Source organism: Frankia sp. CpI1-P (genome assembly GCF_001421075.1).
In the GTDB taxonomy this organism is placed as follows: Bacteria; Actinomycetota; Actinomycetes; order Frankiales; family Frankiaceae; genus Frankia; species Frankia torreyi.
The window spans coordinates 18,426-37,855 of record NZ_LJJX01000041.1 but is presented as its reverse complement, the minus strand read 5'-3'; the positions used below and the strand labels follow the sequence as shown (position 1 = coordinate 37,855).

Here is a 19,430-nt window from a genome sequence, read left to right as displayed (position 1 = left end):
CGACCCACGCCCCGACCCGTTTCGACACCTTCGCGGTCGACACCTCCTCCGCTGGGAGCCTTCCCGCTCGGGACCGCCGCGCCCGGTACCTCCGCCGCGCGCCGGCCCCCGGGCAGGCGGCCGGCGGTCGCGGGGCCGGCGCCTGCCCCCGCCCGGGCTCAGTCCGGGTTGCGGCGCAGCAGCGCCACGAACATCGCGTCCGTGCCGTGCCGGTGCGGCCAGAGCTGGACGAACGGACCGGATCCGAGTCCGTCGACCTCCGGCAGGCCGAGCCGCGCGTCGAGCACGGAGACATCGACCCGCTGGCCGCTCACCTGGCGAACCACCTCGACGGTCTCCGCCGGATGCGGGGAGCAGGTCGCGTAGGCAACCACCCCGCCGGGTCGGACCAGGTCCAGCGCGGCGACGAGCAGGGCGCTCTGCAACGGCACGAGAGCGGCCAGATCGCCAGGGATACGCCGCCAGCGGGCCTCCGGGCGGCGCCGCAGCGCCCCGAGCCCGGTGCAGGGGACGTCGACGAGCACCCGGTCGACGCTGCCCGCCGGCAGCGGAGCCGCCCGCCCGTCCGCGCGCACCACCCAGGCCCGCGGCTCTCCCGCCAGCGACCGGGCCACCAGCCCGGCTCGGGTCGCCCGCGGTTCCAGCGCGAGCAGGCTCGCGCCGGAACCCGACGCCGCCTCGAGACCCGACGCCGCCTCGAGACCCGATGCCGCCTCGAGACCCGATGCCGCCTCGAGACCCGACGAGAACCCGGGCCCGCCGCCCGAGCGATCGGTGAGCAGGCCGGCGAGCAGCGCCGCCTTGCCGCCGGGGCCCGCGCACAGGTCGACGGTCAGCCCACGGTCCCGGCCGACCGTAGCCGTCCGGGCCAGCGCGAGCGCGACGAGCTGACTGCCCTCGTCCTGCACTGCCGCGGCCCCGGACGCCACCGCCGGCAGCCGCGCGGGATCGCCGCCGTCGAGGCGCACCGCATACGGCGAGTAGGGGCCGGGTGCCGCCACGAGCCCCTCCCCGGCGGCCTCGGCGAGCAGGCGGTCCCGATCGGTGCGGCCCGGACGGGCGACCAGGTGCACCGCGGGCCGGGCGTCGTCGGCGACGAGCGCGGCGCGGGTCTCGTCGAGGTCGTCCCCGAGCGCCTCCGCCACCACCTCGACGATCCAGCGCGGATGGGTCGTCACCACCGCGAGGTGGCCGATCGGGTCCGTCTCGAAGCGGGGAGCGCCGAGCAGGGCGGCGAGATCCCCGCCCGTCTCCGCGATCCGGGCGGCCACCCGACGCAGCACCGCGTTCGCGAACCGGACCGGACGCTCGCCGCTGGTCGCCCGGACGAGATCCACGGTGCTGGCCACCGCGGCGCGGGCGGGCACCCGGGTGCGCAGCAGTTGGTAGGCGCCGAGCCGTAGCGCGTCGCGCAGCGGCGGGTCGATGTCGTGCACGGGTCGGCTCGTGGCCGTATCGAGCAGCCCGTCGAGGGTGCCCTGGGCGCGCAGCGCACCGTAGGCGAGCTCGGTGACGAAGCCGCGATCGCGGGCCGGCAGCCCGCTGCCGGCGAGCAGCGAGGGCAGGAGCAGGTTGGCGTACGAACCACGCTCGTCGACCGCGCGCAGCACCTCCCAGGCCAGCAGTCGGGGCCGGTCGACGGCGGCGGGCGGGCGGGCGCCGCGGGTGCCCGGTGATCCGGCCGGGCTCATGCGGCTCCCCCGCCGCCGGACAGCCTCCCCGCCGACGACACCTGCTCCGCCGGCGACACCTGCTCTGCCGACGACGCCTGCTCTGCCGGCGACACCTGCTCTGCCGGCGACACCTGCTCTGCCGGCGCACGCAGGACGTCCTCGGCGGTCAGCCGCGCCCCTCGGGCCCAGTCGGCGGCCTCCATCGGCCCGCGGCCCTCGGGCCGCACCTCGCCGAGCAGCACCGGCGCCGTCCCGGTGCCCACGGCGACGGCGCCGTCGGCGAGCGCCGCCAGCCGGCCCGGCGCCAGCTCGGCCGGCACGTTCTGCGCCCCGACACGCACCGGACCGATCTTGATCCGTCGGTCCCGGAACACCGTCCAGGCTCCGGGCGCGGGTGCCGCCGCCCGGGTCAGCCGGTCCACCGCGACCGCCGGCAGGGTCCAGTCGATCAACGCGTCCTGGGCGGTCAGCTTCGGTGCGAACGACACCCCCTCGGCGGGCTGGGGCACTGCCTGCAGGGTCCCGTCGTGGATGCCGTCCATGACCGCGGCGAGCAGGTGCGCCCCGGACTCCGCGAGCCGGTCGAGCAGGTCACCGGAGGTGTCGGTGGGGCGGACCCGCTCGGTGACGACGCCGAACACCGGGCCGGAGTCCATCGCCGGTTCGATCTGGAACACGCTGGCGCCGGTGAGGTCGTCGCCGGCGAGCACCGTGCGCTGCACCGGCGCCGCGCCGCGGTAGGCCGGTAGCAGCGAGAAGTGCAGGTTCACCCAGCCGTGGCGGGGGATCGCCAACGCCTCCCGGGGCAGCAGGGCGCCGTAGGCGACGACCGGGCAGCAGTCCGGCGCCAGTCCGGCGAGCGCCGCGAGAAAATCCGGGTCGCGCGGCCGCTCCGGGCTGAGCACCGGGATGCCGGCCTCATCGGCAAGCAGGTGCACGGGAGGTGGTTTGATCTTCCGGCCTCGGCCGGCGGGCCGGTCGGGGCGAGTGACGACCGCGACCACGTCGTGGCGCGGGCTGTCGATCAACGCCCGCAGGCTGGGCAGGGCGACCGCCGGTGTGCCGGCGAAAACAAGACGCATACGCGAGCACCGATCCGCCGCGACGCCATGCGGACGCCGCGGCCGTCTACGGGGGCAAGATCCGAGCTGTCTGGCCAGGCCGGGGACCGTCCGCCAGCACCCGGAACGGGGACACGGGCGGCGTCCTCGAGCCTGCCGCTGCCCGACCGTACCGCGGGCGGGCACCGCTGTGGCGGACGGCCGGCCCCGGCGACAGACGCCGGCCCCGGCGGGGGCCGGCCGCCGGCGGTGGGCGCGCGGTCAGCCGATGACGAGCGGGTCGAGTTGGACGCGCAGGCCGGCGGTGCTCCGGCGGGCGCCGAGGACGCCGCGAGCCTCGTGCAGGGCGGCGGCGAGGGCCGCGCCGCGCTCGCGGGGCACCCGGATGAGCAACCGTTCGATCTCGCCCCCCTCGCCAGCGCCCGGGCCGCCGACCGACGCCGGCCCGCCGCCCGGGGTCGCTGCCGCCCGTGCGCGGGGTGCGGGTGGCAGCGGCACGGGGCCCAGCAGGTCGGCCCCCTCGGGTAGGCGGGTCACCGCGAGCAGCTCGGCGACAGCCGCGGCGCTGCCCTCCACGGTGGCCATCCGGGTCGCCGGCGGGAAACCGAGTTCGGCGCGCTCGTCGGCCTCTCGGGCGGCGAAGGTCGCGGGATCCCAGCGGACCAGGGCCTGCACGACCGGGAGCCCGGCGTCGGCGGACACGATGACCCGCCCGCCGCGTGGCGCCGGGCGGGCCAGCGCCGCCGCCGCCGCCCAGCGCCGCAGGGTCGTCTCGGCGGCCCGCAGGTCGGGGCGGCCGAGCAGGGCCCAGCCGTCGAGCAGGAGCACGGCGCCGTACCCACCGACCGCGACCGGCTCGGCGCCAGGGGTGGAGATGACGAGCGCCGGCTCGGCGGGAACGGCGGCGAGCACGCCGTCGCGCCCCGAGGTCCGCACCGGGACGTCGGGGAAGGCCCGGCCCAGCTCCTCGGCGGTGCGCCGGTCCCCCGTCACCGAGGCCCGCAGCCGCGGGCTCGAACACGACGGGCATCGCCAGACCGCCACGCCGGCCGCGCCACCCGCGGCGGCAACGGCCCGGGGCTCGGGGGCTCGGGGCTCGGGCGCGGGGGCGGCTCCCAGCGCGCCCGGGGCGGCGGGCACCGGGCGACCGCACCACTGGCAGGACAGCACGCCGGCGCCGGAGGAGCGGCCCAGCGGACCCTGGCAGTGCCGGCAGCGGGCGGGACGCCGGCAGTCCGCGCACGCCAGCGAGGGTTGGTAGCCGCGCCGGGGCACCTGGACCAGCACCGGGGCACCGGCGGCCAGGGCCTGGCGGGCCGTGCGGACCGCGAGCGACGGCAGCCGAGCGGCGCGGGCGGCCGGATCTCGGGCGTACTCGTGGTCCGAGCCGGTCGCCTCGACCCGGGGGGCGAGCGCCCGGACCTCGGGCAGGGGCAGCACCAGCGGATGGGCCCAGCCGCTGCGGACGAGCGCCTCGGCCTCCGTCGTTGGGCAGAAACCGCCGATCAGCAGGGCGCAGCCGTCCTGGCGCGCGCGCAGCATGGCGACGTCTCGGGTGTGCGGGTAGGGAGCCAGCGGCTCGGCGTGCAGCTCGTCCCCGTCGTCCCACACGACCAGCAGGCCGAGGTCGGCGACGGGGGCGAAGACCGCGGAACGGGTGCCCACGACGACCCGCGCCTGCCCGCGGCTGGCCGCGAGGAAGGCGCGGTACCGGCGCGACGGGCCGAGGTCGGCCCGCAGGGCGACGGTGGTCTCGCGTCCGATGACCTCGACCAGCGCGGCCTCGACCCGGTCGACGTCGCGATGGTCGGGAACGACGACGACCGCGCCACGGCCCGACCGCACCGTGGCGCCGACCGCGGTGGCGATCATCGCCGGCCACGCGGGGCCGGGCGGCGCCCACCACACCGCGCGCGGCGATCGGCCCGCGGCCAGCGCCGCGAGCATCGACGGCCCGGCGGGATAGCGCGCCCACTCCGCCGGCCGCCCGTCGTGGGCAGCACCATCCGCCGGCGCCGACGGCGCAGCCCCGGGGGTCATCCGAACCGGGGTCGGGACCGACGGCTGGGTGCTCTCCGGCGCAGCGGCGACCTCTGGCCGGGGGGCGACGGGTTCGGAGGTCGTGGCAGCGGCCTCGGGCGGAGGGGAGGCCTCCTCGGAGACACCGGCGGCGGTCGCCGGTCGGGAGGGACTTTCCTCCGGCGGGGAAGGGGCGCTCTCGGTACGGCCGTGGCGTGGTGGCACGGCGAGGCGAAGAACGTCGGCCAGCGTGCCGGCGTAGCGGTCCGCCACGGCGCGGGCGAGCCGGGCGATCGAATCGGACAGCACGGGCTCCGGCGAGACCGACCGCTCCAGCGGGGCCAGTCGGCCCGGGTGCTCCGAGACGGCCCGCCGTTCCAGGACGAAACCGTCCACCTGCCGGCCGGCGAAGCGGACCCGGACCCGGGAGCCGGGCACGGCCGCCGCGGCGAGATCGGCCGGGACGAGGTAGTCGAAGGGACGGTCGAGGTGGGTCAGCGGGGTGTCGACCGCGACCCTGGCCACGGGCAGCTCCGCGGCCAGCGGGGACGGCGCGCCGGGACCGCGGGCCCGCCCCGAGCCCCCGCGCGTACCCGAACCTGCGCGCGCCGCCGAACCCCGACCCGGCCGCGGCGCCGACGCGGCGGATTCGCCCGGCGGGGAGGCCGGTCTCGGACCGCCCGCCGCCGCGGGCCGATCCGCGCCCTCCCCGCTCGCGGGCGTGGCGCGGCCGCGAGCCTCGCCCGGCCGCCCGGCCGGCCCCGGGCCGACACCGGCGATCGTGGCGGGCTGTTCGGTCATGAGGGCATTAGTACCAGGCACCTCCGACAGGACCGGCCGGCCGCGGTCAGCCCGGGTCAGCCCCCCGCAGCGATCAACCCACCGCGATCGGCCCACGGCCACGGCGAACGGCAGGACGGCGGGGAAAGGCGAAGCCGGGTCGGTTCGGCGATGCGGACCGACCCGGCTTCCCAGGAGCGTGCGGTCGGGGCGTCAGCCCTTGACGGCGCGCTGGAGCGCCTCGGCGCGCGAGGTGGACTCCCAGGTGAAGTCGAGCTCGGGGCGGCCGAAGTGCCCGTAGGCGGCGGTCTGGGCGTAGACCGGGCGCAGCAGGTCCAGGTCGCGGATGATCGCGGCCGGGCGCAGATCGAAGACCTGGGTCACGGCGTCCTGGATCTGCTCCTCGGGGACCGTGCCGGTGCCGAAGGTCTCGACGAACAGGCCGACCGGGTGCGCCTTGCCGATGGCGTAGGNGACCTGCACCTCGCAGGCGCTGGCGAGGCCGGCGGCGACGACGTTCTTGGCGACCCAGCGCATGGCGTAGGCGGCCGAGCGGTCGACCTTGGACGGGTCCTTGCCGGAGAAGGCGCCGCCACCGTGACGGGCGTAGCCGCCGTAGGTGTCGACGATGATCTTGCGACCGGTCAGGCCNGCGTCGCCCATCGGGCCGCCGATCTCGAAGCGGCCGGTCGGGTTGACCAGCAGGCGGCGGCCCTCGGTGGAGATCTCGAGNAGCGCCAGCTCCGGCTCGACGACGTACTCGGCGATGTCGGGTGCGAGCAGCGTGTCGAGGTCGATGTCGGCGGCGTGCTGGGTGGACACGACGACCGTGTCGAGGCGGACGGGCTTGCCGTCGGCGTACTCGATGGTGACCTGGGTCTTGCCGTCCGGGCGCAGGTAGCCGACCTGGCCGTCCTTGCGGACCGCGGACAGCCGCCGGGCGAGGCGGTGCGCCAGTGCGATCGGCAGCGGCATGAGCTCGGGGGTCTGGTCGCAGGCGAACCCGAACATCAGACCCTGGTCGCCGGCGCCCTGACGGTCGAGCTCGTCCTCGCTGGAACCCTCGACGCGGGTCTCGTGAGCGGTGTCGACGCCCTGGGCGATGTCCGCGGACTGCGCGCCGATGGAAACGCTGACCCCGCAGGAGGCGCCGTCGAATCCCTTCTTGGACGAGTCGTAGCCGATCTCCAGGATGCGCTCCCGGACGACCGCGGCGATGTCGACGTAGGTCTTGGTGGTGACCTCACCCGCGACGTGGACCTGGCCCGTCGTGATGAGCGTCTCCACCGCGACCCGGCTCTTCGGGTCGTCCTTGATCATGGCATCGAGGATCGAGTCGCTGATCTGGTCAGCGATCTTGTCCGGATGTCCCTCGGTGACGGACTCGGACGTGAACAGGCGCGTCGCCACTGGTCTAACCCCCTGGGAGATCCGGTTGATTCCGACGAAGCTTACNGAGGCGTCCGCACGGGTACCCGCACTGCCTCGCTGGACGTTCCGTCCCCGTGACCGATCGGGAACTCCACCACGAGATCGAGGATCCGGTGCGCGACCAGATCCTTGCTTGCGCGTTCGATGGTCGTCTCGCGGCCGTCGGCGGCCAGGACCACGGCGGCGTTGTCCGCCACCTCGAACCCGAGCCCGGCGCCGACCTGGTTGACGACGAGGAGGTCGACGGGCTTGCGGGCGAGTTTCGCCCGGGCGTGGTCGAGAACTCCCCCGTCGGGACCGCCCGTCTCGGCGGCGAAACCGACCAGGACCTGCCCGGGGCGGCGGTTCGCCACCAACTCGGACAACACGTCAGGGTTTCGCACCAGGGCAATGGAGTCGGGCGCCGCGGATTCTTTCTTAATCTTGTACGCCTGTGTCGCCTGTGGCCGGAAATCGGCGACCGCGGCCGCCATCACGACGACATCCACGGACGGCGCCACCTCGTGCACCCGCTCCCGCAACTCGGCCGCGGAGGTGACCGCGATCGTGCGCGCCCCGGCCACCGCGGGCAGGGCGACGTTGGCCGCGACCACCGTCACCGCGGCCCCGCGGGCGAGTGCCGCCCGCGCCACCGCGTAGCCCTGGCGCCCGCTGGAGGCGTTGCCGAGGAAGCGGACCGGATCGAGGTACTCCCGGGTACCTCCGGCGGTGACCAGCACGTGCCGGCCGGCGAGGTCCGGACGGACGCCGTCGGCCCCGCGGGCGAGCACCGCCATGCCGAGCGCGGCGATCTCCGCCGGCTCCGGTAGCCGGCCCGGCCCCGAATCCGCCCCGGTCAGCCGGCCGACGGCCGGATCCAGCACCACCGCGCCCCGGGCCCGCAGAGTGGCCACGTTCGCCCGGGTGGCCGGATGCTGCCACATCTCGGTGTGCATCGCCGGCGCGAAGACCACGGGGCAGGTGGCCGTGAGCAGGGTGCCGGTGAGCAGGTCGTCCGCCCGCCCGGCGGCCGCGCGGGCCATCAGGTCCGCGGTCGCGGGGACGACGAGGACGAGGTCGGCCTCCCGCCCGATGCGGACATGGGCGACCTCGTCGGCGTCGCTCCAGACATCGGTCGTGACCGGGTTGCCGGACAGCGCCGCCCAGGTCGTCTCCCCGACGAACCGCAGCGCGGACGGCGTGGGCACGACCCGCACCTCGTGCCCGGACTCGGTGAACCGGCGCAGCACCTCGACCGCCTTGTAGGCGGCGATGCCCCCGGCCACGCCGAGCACGACCCGGGGCCGCCGGGCCGAGGCGCCCGCGGCGCCGATGGGCTCGTCGGTCACGGCCGGGTCAGGCGACCGGCGGGAGGCTGTCGGAGACGGTCTCGTGGGTGAGCAGGCCGGCGTTGATCTCGCGCAGCGCGATCGACAGCGGCTTCTCCTGGGCGTTGGTCGTCTCGACCAGCGGCCCGACGTACTCCAGCAGGCCCTCGCCGAGCTGCGAGTAGTAGGCGTTGATCTGGCGAGCCCGCTTGGCCGCGTAGATGACCAGGCTGTACTTCGAGTCGGTGGCCTCGAGCAGCTCGTCGATCGGCGGGTTGGTGATGCCTTCGGGGTGGGCTACGGTTCCGGCCACGATGTCCTTCCGGGGTGAACGTCCGGGGCGGCGGCCGCCGTCCGGACCGTGCTCCCGCGCACAGGGCCGCGTGCACAGGCCGCCAAGCCGCCTGCGCCCGGACTCAGGCGCGTGAAGTGCGGCTTCGCGGCGCGGTACGAGCGGACCCGCACCTAGGAGCCGATCATCAATGCTACCAATCGGGCGGCCGCAGCCCGCACATCGTCGTTGACGACCACGTGGTCGAACTCCGTCTCGGCCGCGAGCTCGATGCGAGCCCGGTCCAACCGGCGGGCGATGACCTCGGGTGACTCGGTCCCCCGGCCGGTCAGCCGCCGGACCAGCTCCTCGAACGTGGGTGGCGCGAGGAAGACGAACCGGGCGTCGGGCATCGCCGAACGCACCTGGCGGGCCCCGAGCAGTTCGATCTCCAACAGGCACGGGACGCCGGCGGCGAGCCGTTCCTGCAGGGGACCCCGCGGAGTGCCGTAGGCGTGCCCGGCGAACATCGCATGCTCGACGAACTCGCCGGCCTTGACCATCTGGGCGAACTCCTCGGCGTCGACGAAGTGGTACTCGACACCGTCGGTCTCCCCGGGCCGGGGAGCCCGGGTGGTGGCACTGACCGAGACCCAGACCTCGGGATGACGCTCGCGGACGGCCGCAACGACCGTTCCCTTCCCGACGCCGGACGGCCCGGACAGCACTGTGAGACCCACGGCCCCAACCCTAGGGCCTCCGGGACGGCTGCCGCACAGCGGTCATCCGGCCGTGGATGCCCAGGATGGGACTTGTTTCCCATNGACTTTCGGATCGAGGGCCGGTAAAGAATTCCGACCCCCGATCCGCTCGGAAGGTACCGCGGCTTCGCCGGAAGAACGTGAGTGAGACCACTCACCCGGCGACGCCGCGTCCCGCCAAGGCCCTACTCCGGTTGCCGGAGTGGATTTCCCACTCCGCCGGATCAGGCCGTTCCGAACTCCTCGAGGAGCGCGGCGCGCTGCTTCGCGCCGAGCCCTCTCAGCCGGCGGGTCGGACTGATCCCGAGCCGTTCTCGGATCTTCTGGGCGCGCACGCGCCCAACTCCGGGAAGCGACTCCAGAACANCCGAAACCTTCATCTTGCCGACGACCTCATCGGCCTCGGCCTGTTCCAAGACGGCGGCCAGAGTGGTCTCCGCCTTCTTCAACCGCTCCTTGAGTTCCGCGCGCTGCTTACGAGCCAGCGCGGCTTTCTCGAGGGCGGCGGCCCTCTGCTCGGNCGTTAGGGGCGGCAGGGGCACGGGTACGCCTCCTCAATTCGGTGATCGCGCCGCGCAAACTAGCGAGGAAGTGGCTCCTCGGTCCAGCCTTGGCCACAACACTCTGATGCGGACATATTGTCCGCACAAGAGAAGGCTTTGACGGGACGAAAGGGGTGGCCCGCTCGTGCCGCACCCTTTCGGTCTACGACGGCCCCACCGTACCGCTTCGTACCGCACCAGGACGAACACACCCCGCCCTGACCACGGCCGTCAGCGAGACGCAGGCGTCTGACCTGCGAAAATACTATCTGCGACCACCTTCGCCGCTATGCCCAGATCGGTGGCTCGGGTGATGGGACGGCCCACTACGACCAGGTCCGCACCCGCCTCCAGTGCCTCCCGCGGAGTCGCGATTCGCGCCTGGTCGGCCACCTCGGACCCCTCCGGACGCACGCCGGGCGTGATGAGAGTCACGTTGTCACCGAGCTCCGAACGGACCATTCGGACCTCCCGTGGGCTGCACACAAGGGTGCGCGCCCCCGCCTCGACGGCGAGCACGGCGAGGCGGCGGACGGCATCATCCGGCGGTCCGGCGAGCCCGACGGAGGTCAGCGCGGCCGCATCGAGCGAGGTGAGGACGGTCACAACGGCCACCTCGACCGTGGGGGCCGCGGCGATGGCCGCACGTATCATCGCCGCTCCCCCGGCCGCATGCACGGTGACGAATCGAGGCTGCAACGTGGCGACCGACCGCATTCCACCGGCGACCGTTGCCGGAATATCGTGCAGCTTGAGATCAAGGAACAGCTCGGGCGGACCACCGGTCGCCCTTTCGGGCGCCGTGCCGGCCTCAACGAGCCCAGCGGGCTCGGCTCCCCCAGCGGGCTCGGCGAGCAGGCCGGCCGTGCGCAGGGCCGTCACGATCGCCGGCCCCTCCCGGTAGAACAGCTCCATCCCGATCTTGAGCACGGCGGCGTGCGGCGCGACCGCCGCGGCCCACCGCAGCGCGGTCGCGCCGTCCGGGGCGTCGAGCGCGACGGCCAGCGGCGCCCGACCGGAGCGCGGGGTGAAGCGGGACACGGCACTCACCGACCGGTCCGTGCGGGGTCGAGGCCGGCGTCGGCGTCGGACACCGCGCCCGGCCCGGCCGAGGTGTCCGGTCCGGGGTCGCCCGTCACCGGCCCGGTCGCACCGTTCTGCTCGGCGTCGCCCGCCGCGAAACCGGTCACACCGTTGCGCACGTCGCCGCCGGTGACCGGGTCTGTGGCCGTGGCCGCGTCGCCGGGCGACTGCCAGTCGACGCGCTGGGTCGGTTGCTCCTCGAAGCGCTCGCCCGGCGGGCTGTCGATGCGCTCGGTCGGTTGCTCCTCGAAGGCTTCGATCGGCTGCTCGTCGAACGGCACGCCCGGATCTGCGGCGCCCCTGGACTCCGTGGACGCGGCGACCACAGACACGGCGCCCGTAGGCGCAGAGGCTGTGGGGGCAGAGGCTGTGGGGGCAGAGGCTGTGGACGCGGCGGGACCGGCGGCCGGGCCGTCCGCGCCGCCCCACGCCTCGCGCAGGGCGGCGTGGTACTCCTGCAACGGCCGGACGCCCAGCTCCCCGCGGACCAGGGCCTCGACGCCCTGCACGCAGGCGGCGGCGCCCTGGATGGTGGTGATGCAGGGAACCCCGGCGCTGACGCAGGCGGTGCGGATCTCGTAGCCGTCGAGCCGCGGGCCGACCCCCCACGGGGTGTTGATGACCAGATCGATCTGACCCGAGGTGATCATCTCGACGCAGTCGAGCAGGCCCTCGGTCGGCGCCCGGTGCTTGNCGAGCACGACCGCCTTGACCCCGTTGCGCCGCAGTACCTGGGCGGTCCCCTCGGTGGCGTAGACGACGAAGCCGAGGTCCGCGAGCCGCTTGATCGGGAAGATCATCGCCCGCTTGTCCCGGTTGGCGACCGAGACGAACACCCGCCCGTAGGTGGGCAGCCCGTTGTAGGCGGCGGCCTGCGACTTGGCGTACGCGGTGCCGAAGCCGTCGTCGATGCCCATCACCTCGCCGGTGGACTTCATCTCCGGGCCGAGGATGGTGTCGACGCCGCGGCCGACGGCGTCGCGGAAGCGGCCGAAGGGCAGCACCGCCTNCTTGACCGCGATGTGCGAGTCCAGCGGCAGGGTGGCGCCGTCGCCGGTGCGCGGCAGCAGGCCCTCGGTGCGCAGCTCGCCGATGGAGGCGCCGAGCATCACCCGGGCGGCCGCCTTGGCCAGCGGCACCGCCGTCGCCTTGGAGACGAACGGAACGGTGCGCGAGGCCCGCGGGTTGGCCTCCAGCACGTAGAGGACGTCGGACTGCAGGGCGTACTGGACGTTGAGCAGCCCTCGCACGCCGACGCCGCGGGCGATCGCCTCGGTGGAGGTGCGGATGCGCTCCAGGTCGGCGCGGCCGAGCGTGATCGGCGGCAGGGCGCAGGCCGAGTCGCCGGAGTGCACGCCGGCCTCCTCGATGTGCTCCATCACGCCGGCGAGGTAGAGCGTCTCGCCGTCGAACAGGGCGTCGACGTCGATCTCGACGGCGTCGTCGAGGAACCGGTCGACGAGCACGGGGTGCTCGGGGGAGATCGCCGTGGCCCGCTCGATGTAGTCGCGCAGCATGGAGTCGTCGTAGACGATCTCCATCCCGCGGCCGCCGAGCACGTAGGAGGGACGGACGAGCACCGGGTAGCCGATCCGCTCGGCGACGGTGCGGGCCTCGGCGAACGAGGTCGCCACGCCGTGCGGCGGCGAGGGCAGGGCGGCGGCGGCCAGCACCCGGCCGAACAGGCCGCGGTCCTCGGCCAGGTGGATCGCCTCCGGCGGGGTCCCGACGATCGGCACGCCCGCCTCCGCCAGCGCCGCGGCGATGCCCAGCGGGGTCTGGCCGCCGAGCTGCACGATCACCCCGGCCAGCGGGCCGGCCTGCTGCTCGGCGTGGACGACCTCGAGGACGTCCTCGACCGTCAGCGGTTCGACGTAGAGCCGGTCGGCGGTGTCGTAGTCGNTCGACACCGTCTCCGGATTGCAGTTGACCATGACGGTCTCGAACCCGGCGTCGGACAGCGCCATCACGGCGTGACAACAGGCGTAGTCGAACTCGATTCCCTGGCCGATGCGGTTCGGCCCNCTGCCGAGCACGATCACCCGCGGCCGGCCGCTCGGCGCCACCTCGGTCTCGCTGTCGTAGGCCGAGTAGTGGTACGGGGTCTCGGAGGCGAACTCGGCCGCGCAGGTGTCCACGGTCTTGAACACCGGCCGGATGCCGGACCGGTGCCGGAACGCCCGGACCACGTCCTCGGACGTGCCGAGCAGCTCGGCGAGCTGGGCGTCGGCGAAGCCGGCCCGCTTGGCCCGGCGGATGCCCGCCGGCGTGCGGGTGACGGCGGCGGCGATCTCGTTCAGGAAGACGATCTGGTCGACGAACCAGGGGTCGATGCCGGTCACCCGGGTGACGTCCGCCGGGTCGGCGCCGGCGAGCAGCGCCTGCTGGACGGCCCGCAGGCGCCCGTCGTGCGGCACCCGGGTCGATTCCAGCAGGCTGGCCGCGTCGCCGGTCGGCGGGACGAAGGAGAACATCGAGCCCGCCGACTCCATCGACCGCAGCGCCTTCTGCAGCGCCTCGGCGAAGCTGCGGCCCACGCCCATCGCCTCGCCGACCGACTTCATCGTCGTCGTCAGCGTCGGATCGGCGCCGGGGAACTTCTCGAACGCGAACCGCGGCACCTTCACCACGACGTAGTCCAGCGTCGGCTCGAACGCGGCCGGCGTGGTGCGGGTGATGTCGTTGGGGATCTCGTCGAGGGTGTAGCCGAGGGCGAGCTTCGCCGAGATCTTGGCGATCGGGAAGCCGGTGGCCTTGGAGGCCAGCGCCGACGAGCGCGACACCCGCGGGTTCATCTCGATGACGACCTGCCGGCCCGTCGCCGGGTCGACGGCGAACTGGATGTTGCACCCGCCGGCGTCGACCCCGACGGCGCGCATGACCGCGATCGACATGTCGCGCATCGTCTGGTACTCGCGGTCGGTCAGGGTCATCGCCGGGGCGACGGTGATCGAATCGCCGGTGTGCACGCCCATCGGGTCGACGTTCTCGATGGAGCAGACGACGACCACGTTGTCGGCGCGGTCGCGCATGAGCTCCAGCTCGAACTCCTTCCAGCCGAGGATCGACTCCTCGACCAGGACCTCCGTCGACGGGCTCGCCGCGAGGCCGTCGGCGGCCATCCGGGCGAGCTCGCCCGCGTCGTGGGCGAAGCCGCTGCCGGCGCCGCCGAGGGTGAAGCTCGGCCGGACGACCACGGGGTAGGCGAACTCCTCGCCCGCGGCCAGGCACTCCTCGACGGTGTGGCAGATGGCGCTGCGCGCCGTCTCGCCGCCGACGGTGGCGACGATGTCCTTGAACGCCTGCCGGTCCTCGCCGGCGCGGATCGCGTCGATGTTCGCGCCGATCAGCTGGACGCCGAAGCGGTCCAGGACGCCTGCGTCGTGCAGGGCGACGGCGGTGTTCAGTGCCGTCTGGCCGCCCATGGTCGCGAGGACGGCGTCGGGCCGCTCCCGTTCGATGATCTTGGTGACGATGTCCGGGGTGATCGGCTCCACGTAGGTCGCATCGGCGATCTCCGGGTCTGTCATGATCGTTGCCGGGTTGCTGTTGACCAGGATGACCCGCAGGCCCTCCGCCCGCAACACCCGGCACGCCTGGGTGCCGGAGTAGTCGAACTCGCAGGCCTGGCCGATGACGATCGGCCCGGAGCCGATCACCAGGACGCTGCTGAGATCCTCGCGCCGGGGCATCAGGACTCCCCTCCGGCGACCGCGGCGCGGGCCTGGCGGGCGGCGGCCATCAGGTCGCGGAACCGCTCGAACAGGTTGGCCGCGTCATGGGGTCCCGGCGCGGCCTCCGGATGGAACTGCACGCTGAAGGCCGGCACGTCCAGGCACTCCAATCCCTCGACGACCTCATCGTTGAGGCCGATGTGGCTGGCCACGACCCGCCCGAACGGCGTGTCCGTCACGCCGGTCAGCGGGGCACGAACGGCGAAGCCGTGGTTCTGGCTGGTGACCGCGATGCGGCCGGTGGCCACGTCGCCGACGGGCTGGTTCACCCCGCGGTGGCCGTAGGTCAGCTTGTACGTCTCGAAGCCCAGGGCGCGGGCGAGCAACTGGTGGCCGAAGCAGATCCCGAACACCGGCACGTCGGCGCGCAGCACGGTGCGCAGGGCCTCGACGGCGTAGTCGGCGGTCGCCGGGTCGCCGGGGCCGTTGGACAGGAACACCCCGTCGGGTTCGAGGGCGAGCAGTTCCTCGCCGGTGGTCCGGGCGGNCAGCACGTGCACCTCGCACCCCAGCGCCGCCATGGCGGCGGGGGTGGCCCGCTTGATGCCGAGGTCCAACGCGGCGACCTTGAACTGCGCCGTGCCGCTCGCGGCCGGGACCACGTAGGGCTCGGGGGTGGAGACGACCGGGGCCAGATCGGCGCCGACCATCTCCGGCGAGCTGCGGACCCGGTCGAGCAGCGCGGCCAGCGCGGCGCTCTGCCCGCCCTCGTCGACGCCGGCGGCCGAGTCGCCGGCGGCCGGGTCATTGACGGCCGAGTCATCGGCGAGCGTGCTGCTGATCGCGCAGCGCATCGCCCCGCGTTCGCGCAGGTGACGGGTCAGCGCACGGGTGTCGATGCCGCTGATGCCGACGACCCCGGCGGCGGCCAGCTCGTCGTCGAGGCTGCCGCGCGACCGCCAGCTCGACGGGCGCCGCGCCGGATCGCGCACGACGAAGCCGGCGACCTGGATGCGGTCGGACTCGTAGTCGGCGTCGTTGACGCCGGTGTTGCCGATGTGCGGCGCCGTCATGATGACGATCTGGCCGTGGAACGACGGGTCGCTCAGCGTCTCCTGGTATCCGGTCATCCCGGTGCAGAACACCGCCTCGCCGAAGGTCTCGCCGATCGCGCCGTATGCCTCGCCGACGAAGCTGCGCCCGTCCTCCAGCATCAGCACGGCGCGGGTCGGGTTCGCCCGGTCGGCCGGCCGGTTCGCCGGCGCCGCCGCGGGGGCCGCGAGCTGGTCGCCGGCCGCGGAGCCGGGGGTCGTGGTGAGGGTGCTCACCGATCCTCCTTCAGCCTGCGCACCTCACCCAGTGGTGAGGTCAACGGGTCGACCGGTGACCGGCCGGGGTCGGACTGCTCGGGGCGGCCCCGGTCGCCGTAGCGCGGGTCCGCCGGGTGGGGGTCAGAAGGGCGAGGGTCGGGCTGGCGGGAGGCTGGCCAGCCGGGGTCTGGGTGGCGGGCCTCCGGGTGGCGGGCGTCGGCGGGACCGGGCGCCCGGCGCGGGTCACCGCGGCCGGGATCGGCCGGGCGTGGCCCGCCGCGGCGGGGATCCGGCTGGTCGGCGTCCTGGTAGCGGGGGTCAGGGTGGCGAGGGTCAGAATGGCGAGGGTCCCGGCGCCGCTGCGGGTAGTCGGACCGGTCGGCGGCGCCCGGCCGCTCCCCGCGGGCCGCACCGCGCTCGCCGCGGCGCAGCCGCGGACCGGTGCGGATCGCCGGCATCTCCTCGGTGGGCTGGCCCGAGCCCGGCCGGGGCGGCGGGCCGCCCGGTCCCGGTCCCGGGGCCGCGGCCCGCGGGCGCAACCGGGGTCGCATCCGCGGCACGGCATGCGGCGAGGTGACGTCACCGGAGGCCAGGTGGGCCGGCGGTGGGCCGATGAGGTCGTGCACGGCGCGGACCACCTTGGGCTGGCGCGCCCGGTCCTCCCCGCGGAAGCCGGTCTCCAGCTCGTGCCCGCCGTACGACCAGGCGATCACGATCAGGCGTCCCGGCGCGGAGACCTTGCCGGCGTGGGCCCGCTCCAGCCGGGCGCCGCGCACGGCGTCCCGGGGGATCCAGAACGCGTCGCTGCCGCGGTCCACCCGCACGCCGGTCTCATAGACGCTGACGTACCCGCCGGTGCGCCCGCCCAGGCCGTGCGCGGCGATCCGCTCCAGCCAGTGGCCGGCGTCGACGGTGCCGAGGTACATCCCGCGCAGCGGGGCGGCAAAGACCGTGCCGGGCTCGGCCGGCGGGTCGGGCAGCTCGGGCAGGTCCTCCTCCTGCTGGTCGGCCTTGGTGCGCCAGGCCCGCAGCATCGCCCCCACCACCGCGACGAACAGCAGCAGCAGGCCCACCACGAGCAGCAGGTGCAGGCCCAGGCGGTCCGGTCCCCGGCCGGCGGCGAGGACCACCGGTCCGGTGGCGGAGGAGGAGTCGGCGAACGGCGAGGCGGCGAACGGCGAGGCGGCGAACGGCGAGGCGGCTGCCAGCGAGACAGTCATACGACCTTCCCGTCGAGCACGGTGGGTCGGCCTCGCAGGAACGTGGCGCGGATCGCTCCCGGCAGAGACCGCCCCGCATAGGGGGTGTTGCGGCTGCGGCTGGCGAGCGTGTCCGCCTCGACGACCCGCCACGGTGACGGGTCGAGCAGCGTCACGGTCGCGGGCGCACCCACCGCTATGGAACTCCACCCCTCAACCGCCGGTCGCGGCAGGCCACCGATGCGGGCCGGGGCCAGGGCCATCCGGTCGGCGACGCCGGCCCAGTCGAGGTGCCCGGGGATGACCATCGTCTCCATCACCACCGACAGCGCGGTCTCGAGGCCCAGCATGCCGGGCCGGGCCGCGGCCCACTCGGTCTCCTTGTCCTCCAGCGCGTGCGGGGCGTGGTCGGTCGCCACGCAGTCGATCGTCCCGTCGGCGAGGCCGGCGCGCAGCGCGGCGACGTCCGCGGCGGTCCGCAGCGGCGGGTTGACCTTGTAGACCGGGTCGTACGAGCTGACCAGGTCGTCGGTGAGCAGCAGGTGGTGCGGGGTGACCTCGGCGGTGACCTGCCAGCCCTTCGCCTTCGCCCAGCGGATGAGCTCCACGGAGCCCGCGGTGGAGACGTGGCAGACGTGCAGCCGGGAACCGACGTGCCCGGCCAGCAGCGCGTCCCGGGCGATGATCGCCTCCTCGGCGACCGCGGGCCAGCCGGGCAGGCCCAGCCGGGCGGCCACGACCCCCTCGTTCATCTGGGCGCCGGCGGTCAGCTTCGGCTCCTCGGCGTGCTGGGCTATCACCCCGTCGAACGCCTTGACATACTCCAGCGCCCGGCGCATGAGCAGGGCGTCGGACACGCAGTGCCCGTCGTCGGAGAACACCCGCACCTCGGCCGCGGATGTCGCCATCGCACCGAGTTCGGCCAGTCGCTCCCCCGCCAGCCCGACCGTGACCGCGCCGACCGGCCGCACGTCGCAGTGGCCGGCGTCGAGCCCGAGCCGCCAGACCTGCTCGACGACGCCCGCGGTGTCGGCGACCGGGTTGGTGTTCGCCATGGCGAACACGGTGGTGTAGCCGCCGAGCGCCGCGGCCCGGGTGCCCGACTCGACCGTCTCGGCGTCCTCCCGGCCCGGTTCGCGCAGGTGGGTGTGCAGGTCGACCAGGCCCGGCAGCATGATCAGGCCGTCGGTGTCCAGGATGGTCGTCCCGGCGGGCAGGCCCTCGGAGTCCGGGCCGGTCGAGCCCGCGGGCCGCCAGGCCGCCACGACCCCGTCGGCAAGCAGCACGTCGACGGGATCCCCGCCGAGCGGGCGGACCCGGCGCAGCACCCAGGACTGTCCCGAGCCCCCCGCCGCCCCACCGACCGGACCCCCCGCGCCGCCCGCACCCGCCGTCATGAGACCTCCCCGGAACCGCCCAGCAGCAGATACAACACGGCCATCCGCACGCTCACCCCGTTCGCAACCTGCTCCACCACCGTCGACCGGTCGGAGTCGGCGACCCGGGAGGCGATCTCCATCCCGCGCACCATCGGCCCCGGATGCATGACCAGGGCGTGCTCGGGCAGGGTCGCGGCCCGGTCGACGTCCAGCCCGTAGCGGCGGCTGTACTCCCGCTCGGTGGGGAAGAACGCCGCCGACATCCGCTCCCGCTGGACCCGCAGCATCATCACCACATCGGTCTTGGGTAGCACCGCGTCGAGGTCGTACGACACCTCGACCGGCCACGAAGAGACACCGATAGGCAACAGTGTCGGCGGGGCGACCACCGTCACACTGGCGCCGAGGGNGGCGAGCAGCCAGACGTTGGACCGCGCCACCCGGGAATGCAGCACGTCGCCGACGATGGTGACGGCGAGCCCGTCGACCCGACCGAGCCGCCGGCGCATGGTGAACGCGTCGAGCAGCGCCTGGGTCGGATGCTCGTGGGTGCCGTCGCCGGCGTTCACGACGCTGCCGCGCACCCAGGTCGCCAGCCGGTGCGGCGCGCCGCTGGCGGAATGCCGGCAGACCACCGCGTCGGCGCCCATCGCCTCGAGGGTCTGCGCGGTGTCCTTCAGGCTCTCGCCCTTCGACACGCTTGACCCGCGCGCCGAAAAATTGATCACATCGGCCGACAGTCTCTTGGCGGCTACCTCGAAGGACGTGCGGGTACGGGTGGAATCCTCGAAGAAAAGGTTGACCACGGTGCGGCCCCGCAGGGTCGGCAGCTTGCGGACCGACGCCTCGGCGACCCGCGCCATCCGTTCCGCGGTGTCCAGCACCAGCAGCGCGTCGTCCCGGCTGAGGTCCTCCGTCGACAGCAGGTGCCCCTTCATAN

At 74.5% G+C, this 19,430-nt stretch carries 12 protein-coding genes and 12 pseudogenes; all 24 read right to left on the bottom strand.

The genetic code is table 11. The features are described 5' to 3' along the window. Positions 1-158: 158 nt before the first annotated feature. A complete protein-coding gene (locus tag FF86_RS22990; protein WP_044886904.1) occupies positions 159-1,691 on the bottom strand; it encodes an RsmB/NOP family class I SAM-dependent RNA methyltransferase in 1,533 nt (510 codons plus the stop codon). Beyond that, a complete protein-coding gene (gene fmt, locus FF86_RS22985; RefSeq protein WP_370657119.1) occupies positions 1,688-2,755 on the bottom strand; it encodes a methionyl-tRNA formyltransferase in 1,068 nt (355 codons plus the stop codon). The genes FF86_RS22990 and fmt overlap by 4 nt, the downstream gene beginning before the upstream one ends. A 240-nt stretch (positions 2,756-2,995) precedes the next feature. Beyond that, positions 2,996-5,554, bottom strand: coding sequence for a primosomal protein N' (locus FF86_RS22980; RefSeq protein WP_095212306.1), 2,559 nt, complete (start codon positions 5,552-5,554; stop codon positions 2,996-2,998). Between the two features lie 192 nt (positions 5,555-5,746). After that, positions 5,747-6,006 (bottom strand): annotated as a pseudogene (locus tag FF86_RS55480) (methionine adenosyltransferase domain-containing protein); the annotation flags it as partial. Between the two features lies 1 nt (position 6,007). Further along, positions 6,008-6,184 (bottom strand): annotated as a pseudogene (locus FF86_RS55475) (methionine adenosyltransferase domain-containing protein); the annotation flags it as partial. 1 nt (position 6,185) lies between these two features. Continuing rightward, positions 6,186-6,265 (bottom strand): annotated as a pseudogene (locus FF86_RS55470) (hypothetical protein); the annotation flags it as partial. 1 nt (position 6,266) lies between these two features. Then, on the bottom strand, positions 6,267-6,943 hold a 677-nt coding region (locus FF86_RS55465; RefSeq protein WP_304438168.1), incomplete at its 3' end, for an S-adenosylmethionine synthetase N-terminal domain-containing protein. Between the two features lie 46 nt (positions 6,944-6,989). Next, on the bottom strand, positions 6,990-8,292 hold a 1,303-nt coding region (gene coaBC / locus FF86_RS22970; RefSeq protein WP_242419329.1), incomplete at its 3' end, for a bifunctional phosphopantothenoylcysteine decarboxylase/phosphopantothenate--cysteine ligase CoaBC. A gap of 7 nt (positions 8,293-8,299) precedes the next feature. Continuing rightward, on the bottom strand, positions 8,300-8,584 hold the full coding sequence (rpoZ, locus tag FF86_RS22965; protein ID WP_009742799.1) for a DNA-directed RNA polymerase subunit omega: 285 nt from the start codon (positions 8,582-8,584) through the stop codon (positions 8,300-8,302). A 152-nt stretch (positions 8,585-8,736) separates the two neighbouring features. Further along, positions 8,737-9,282, bottom strand: coding sequence for a guanylate kinase (gene gmk / locus FF86_RS22960; protein ID WP_044886902.1), 546 nt, complete (start codon positions 9,280-9,282; stop codon positions 8,737-8,739). A gap of 245 nt (positions 9,283-9,527) precedes the next feature. After that, positions 9,528-9,669, bottom strand: a pseudogene (locus FF86_RS55460) (integration host factor); the annotation flags it as partial. Position 9,670: 1 nt separating this feature from the next. Further along, a pseudogene (locus FF86_RS55455) lies at positions 9,671-9,823 on the bottom strand (integration host factor); the annotation flags it as partial. A 253-nt stretch (positions 9,824-10,076) separates the two neighbouring features. After that, entirely contained in the window at positions 10,077-10,895 is an 819-nt protein-coding gene (pyrF, locus tag FF86_RS22950; protein WP_044886901.1) for an orotidine-5'-phosphate decarboxylase, read from the bottom strand. Then, a pseudogene (gene carB, locus FF86_RS55450) lies at positions 10,892-11,621 on the bottom strand (carbamoyl phosphate synthase large subunit); the annotation flags it as partial. The pseudogene carB (FF86_RS55450) and the gene pyrF, both read right to left, overlap by 4 nt. 1 nt (position 11,622) lies before the next feature. Continuing rightward, positions 11,623-11,937 (bottom strand): annotated as a pseudogene (locus FF86_RS55445) (hypothetical protein); the annotation flags it as partial. 1 nt (position 11,938) lies between these two features. Beyond that, positions 11,939-12,830 (bottom strand): annotated as a pseudogene (gene carB / locus FF86_RS55440) (carbamoyl phosphate synthase large subunit); the annotation flags it as partial. Position 12,831: 1 nt separating this feature from the next. Next, positions 12,832-12,952, bottom strand: a pseudogene (locus tag FF86_RS55435) (hypothetical protein); the annotation flags it as partial. A 1-nt stretch (position 12,953) separates the two neighbouring features. Next, positions 12,954-14,620: carbamoyl-phosphate synthase large subunit (carB, locus tag FF86_RS55430; protein WP_242419328.1), on the bottom strand; the 1,667-nt coding region annotated here is incomplete at its 3' end. Beyond that, positions 14,620-15,149: pseudogene (locus FF86_RS55425) on the bottom strand (gamma-glutamyl-gamma-aminobutyrate hydrolase family protein); the annotation flags it as partial. The pseudogene FF86_RS55425 and the gene carB (FF86_RS55430), both read right to left, overlap by 1 nt. Before the next feature lies 1 nt (position 15,150). After that, on the bottom strand, positions 15,151-15,930 hold a 780-nt coding region (locus tag FF86_RS55420; RefSeq protein ID WP_304438167.1), incomplete at its 3' end, for a carbamoyl-phosphate synthase domain-containing protein. Then, positions 15,927-17,132, bottom strand: a complete 1,206-nt coding sequence (locus FF86_RS22935; RefSeq protein ID WP_052681271.1) for a hypothetical protein — start codon at positions 17,130-17,132, stop codon at positions 15,927-15,929. The genes FF86_RS55420 and FF86_RS22935, both read right to left, overlap by 4 nt. Next, on the bottom strand, positions 17,129-18,508 hold the full coding sequence (locus FF86_RS22930; protein ID WP_236706434.1) for a dihydroorotase: 1,380 nt from the start codon (positions 18,506-18,508) through the stop codon (positions 17,129-17,131). The genes FF86_RS22935 and FF86_RS22930 overlap by 4 nt, the downstream gene beginning before the upstream one ends. After that, a pseudogene (locus FF86_RS55415) lies at positions 18,505-18,899 on the bottom strand (aspartate carbamoyltransferase); the annotation flags it as partial. The gene FF86_RS22930 and the pseudogene FF86_RS55415, both read right to left, overlap by 4 nt. Before the next feature lies 1 nt (position 18,900). After that, positions 18,901-19,428, bottom strand: a pseudogene (locus FF86_RS55410) (aspartate carbamoyltransferase); the annotation flags it as partial. Between the last annotated feature and the right edge of the window lie 2 nt (positions 19,429-19,430).

What these genes read in the sequence shown, in the direction of transcription:
- FF86_RS22990 (WP_044886904.1), bottom strand. Translation starts at nt 1,691, where the DNA reads ATGAGCCCGGCCGGATCACCGGGCACCCGCGGCGCCCGCCCGCCCGCC.
- fmt (WP_370657119.1), bottom strand. Translation starts at nt 2,755, where the DNA reads ATGCGTCTTGTTTTCGCCGGCACACCGGCGGTCGCCCTGCCCAGCCTG.
- FF86_RS22980 (WP_095212306.1), bottom strand. Translation starts at nt 5,554, where the DNA reads ATGACCGAACAGCCCGCCACGATCGCCGGTGTCGGCCCGGGGCCGGCC.
- FF86_RS22935 (WP_052681271.1), bottom strand. Translation starts at nt 17,132, where the DNA reads ATGACTGTCTCGCTGGCAGCCGCCTCGCCGTTCGCCGCCTCGCCGTTC.
- FF86_RS22930 (WP_236706434.1), bottom strand. Translation starts at nt 18,508, where the DNA reads ATGACGGCGGGTGCGGGCGGCGCGGGGGGTCCGGTCGGTGGGGCGGCG.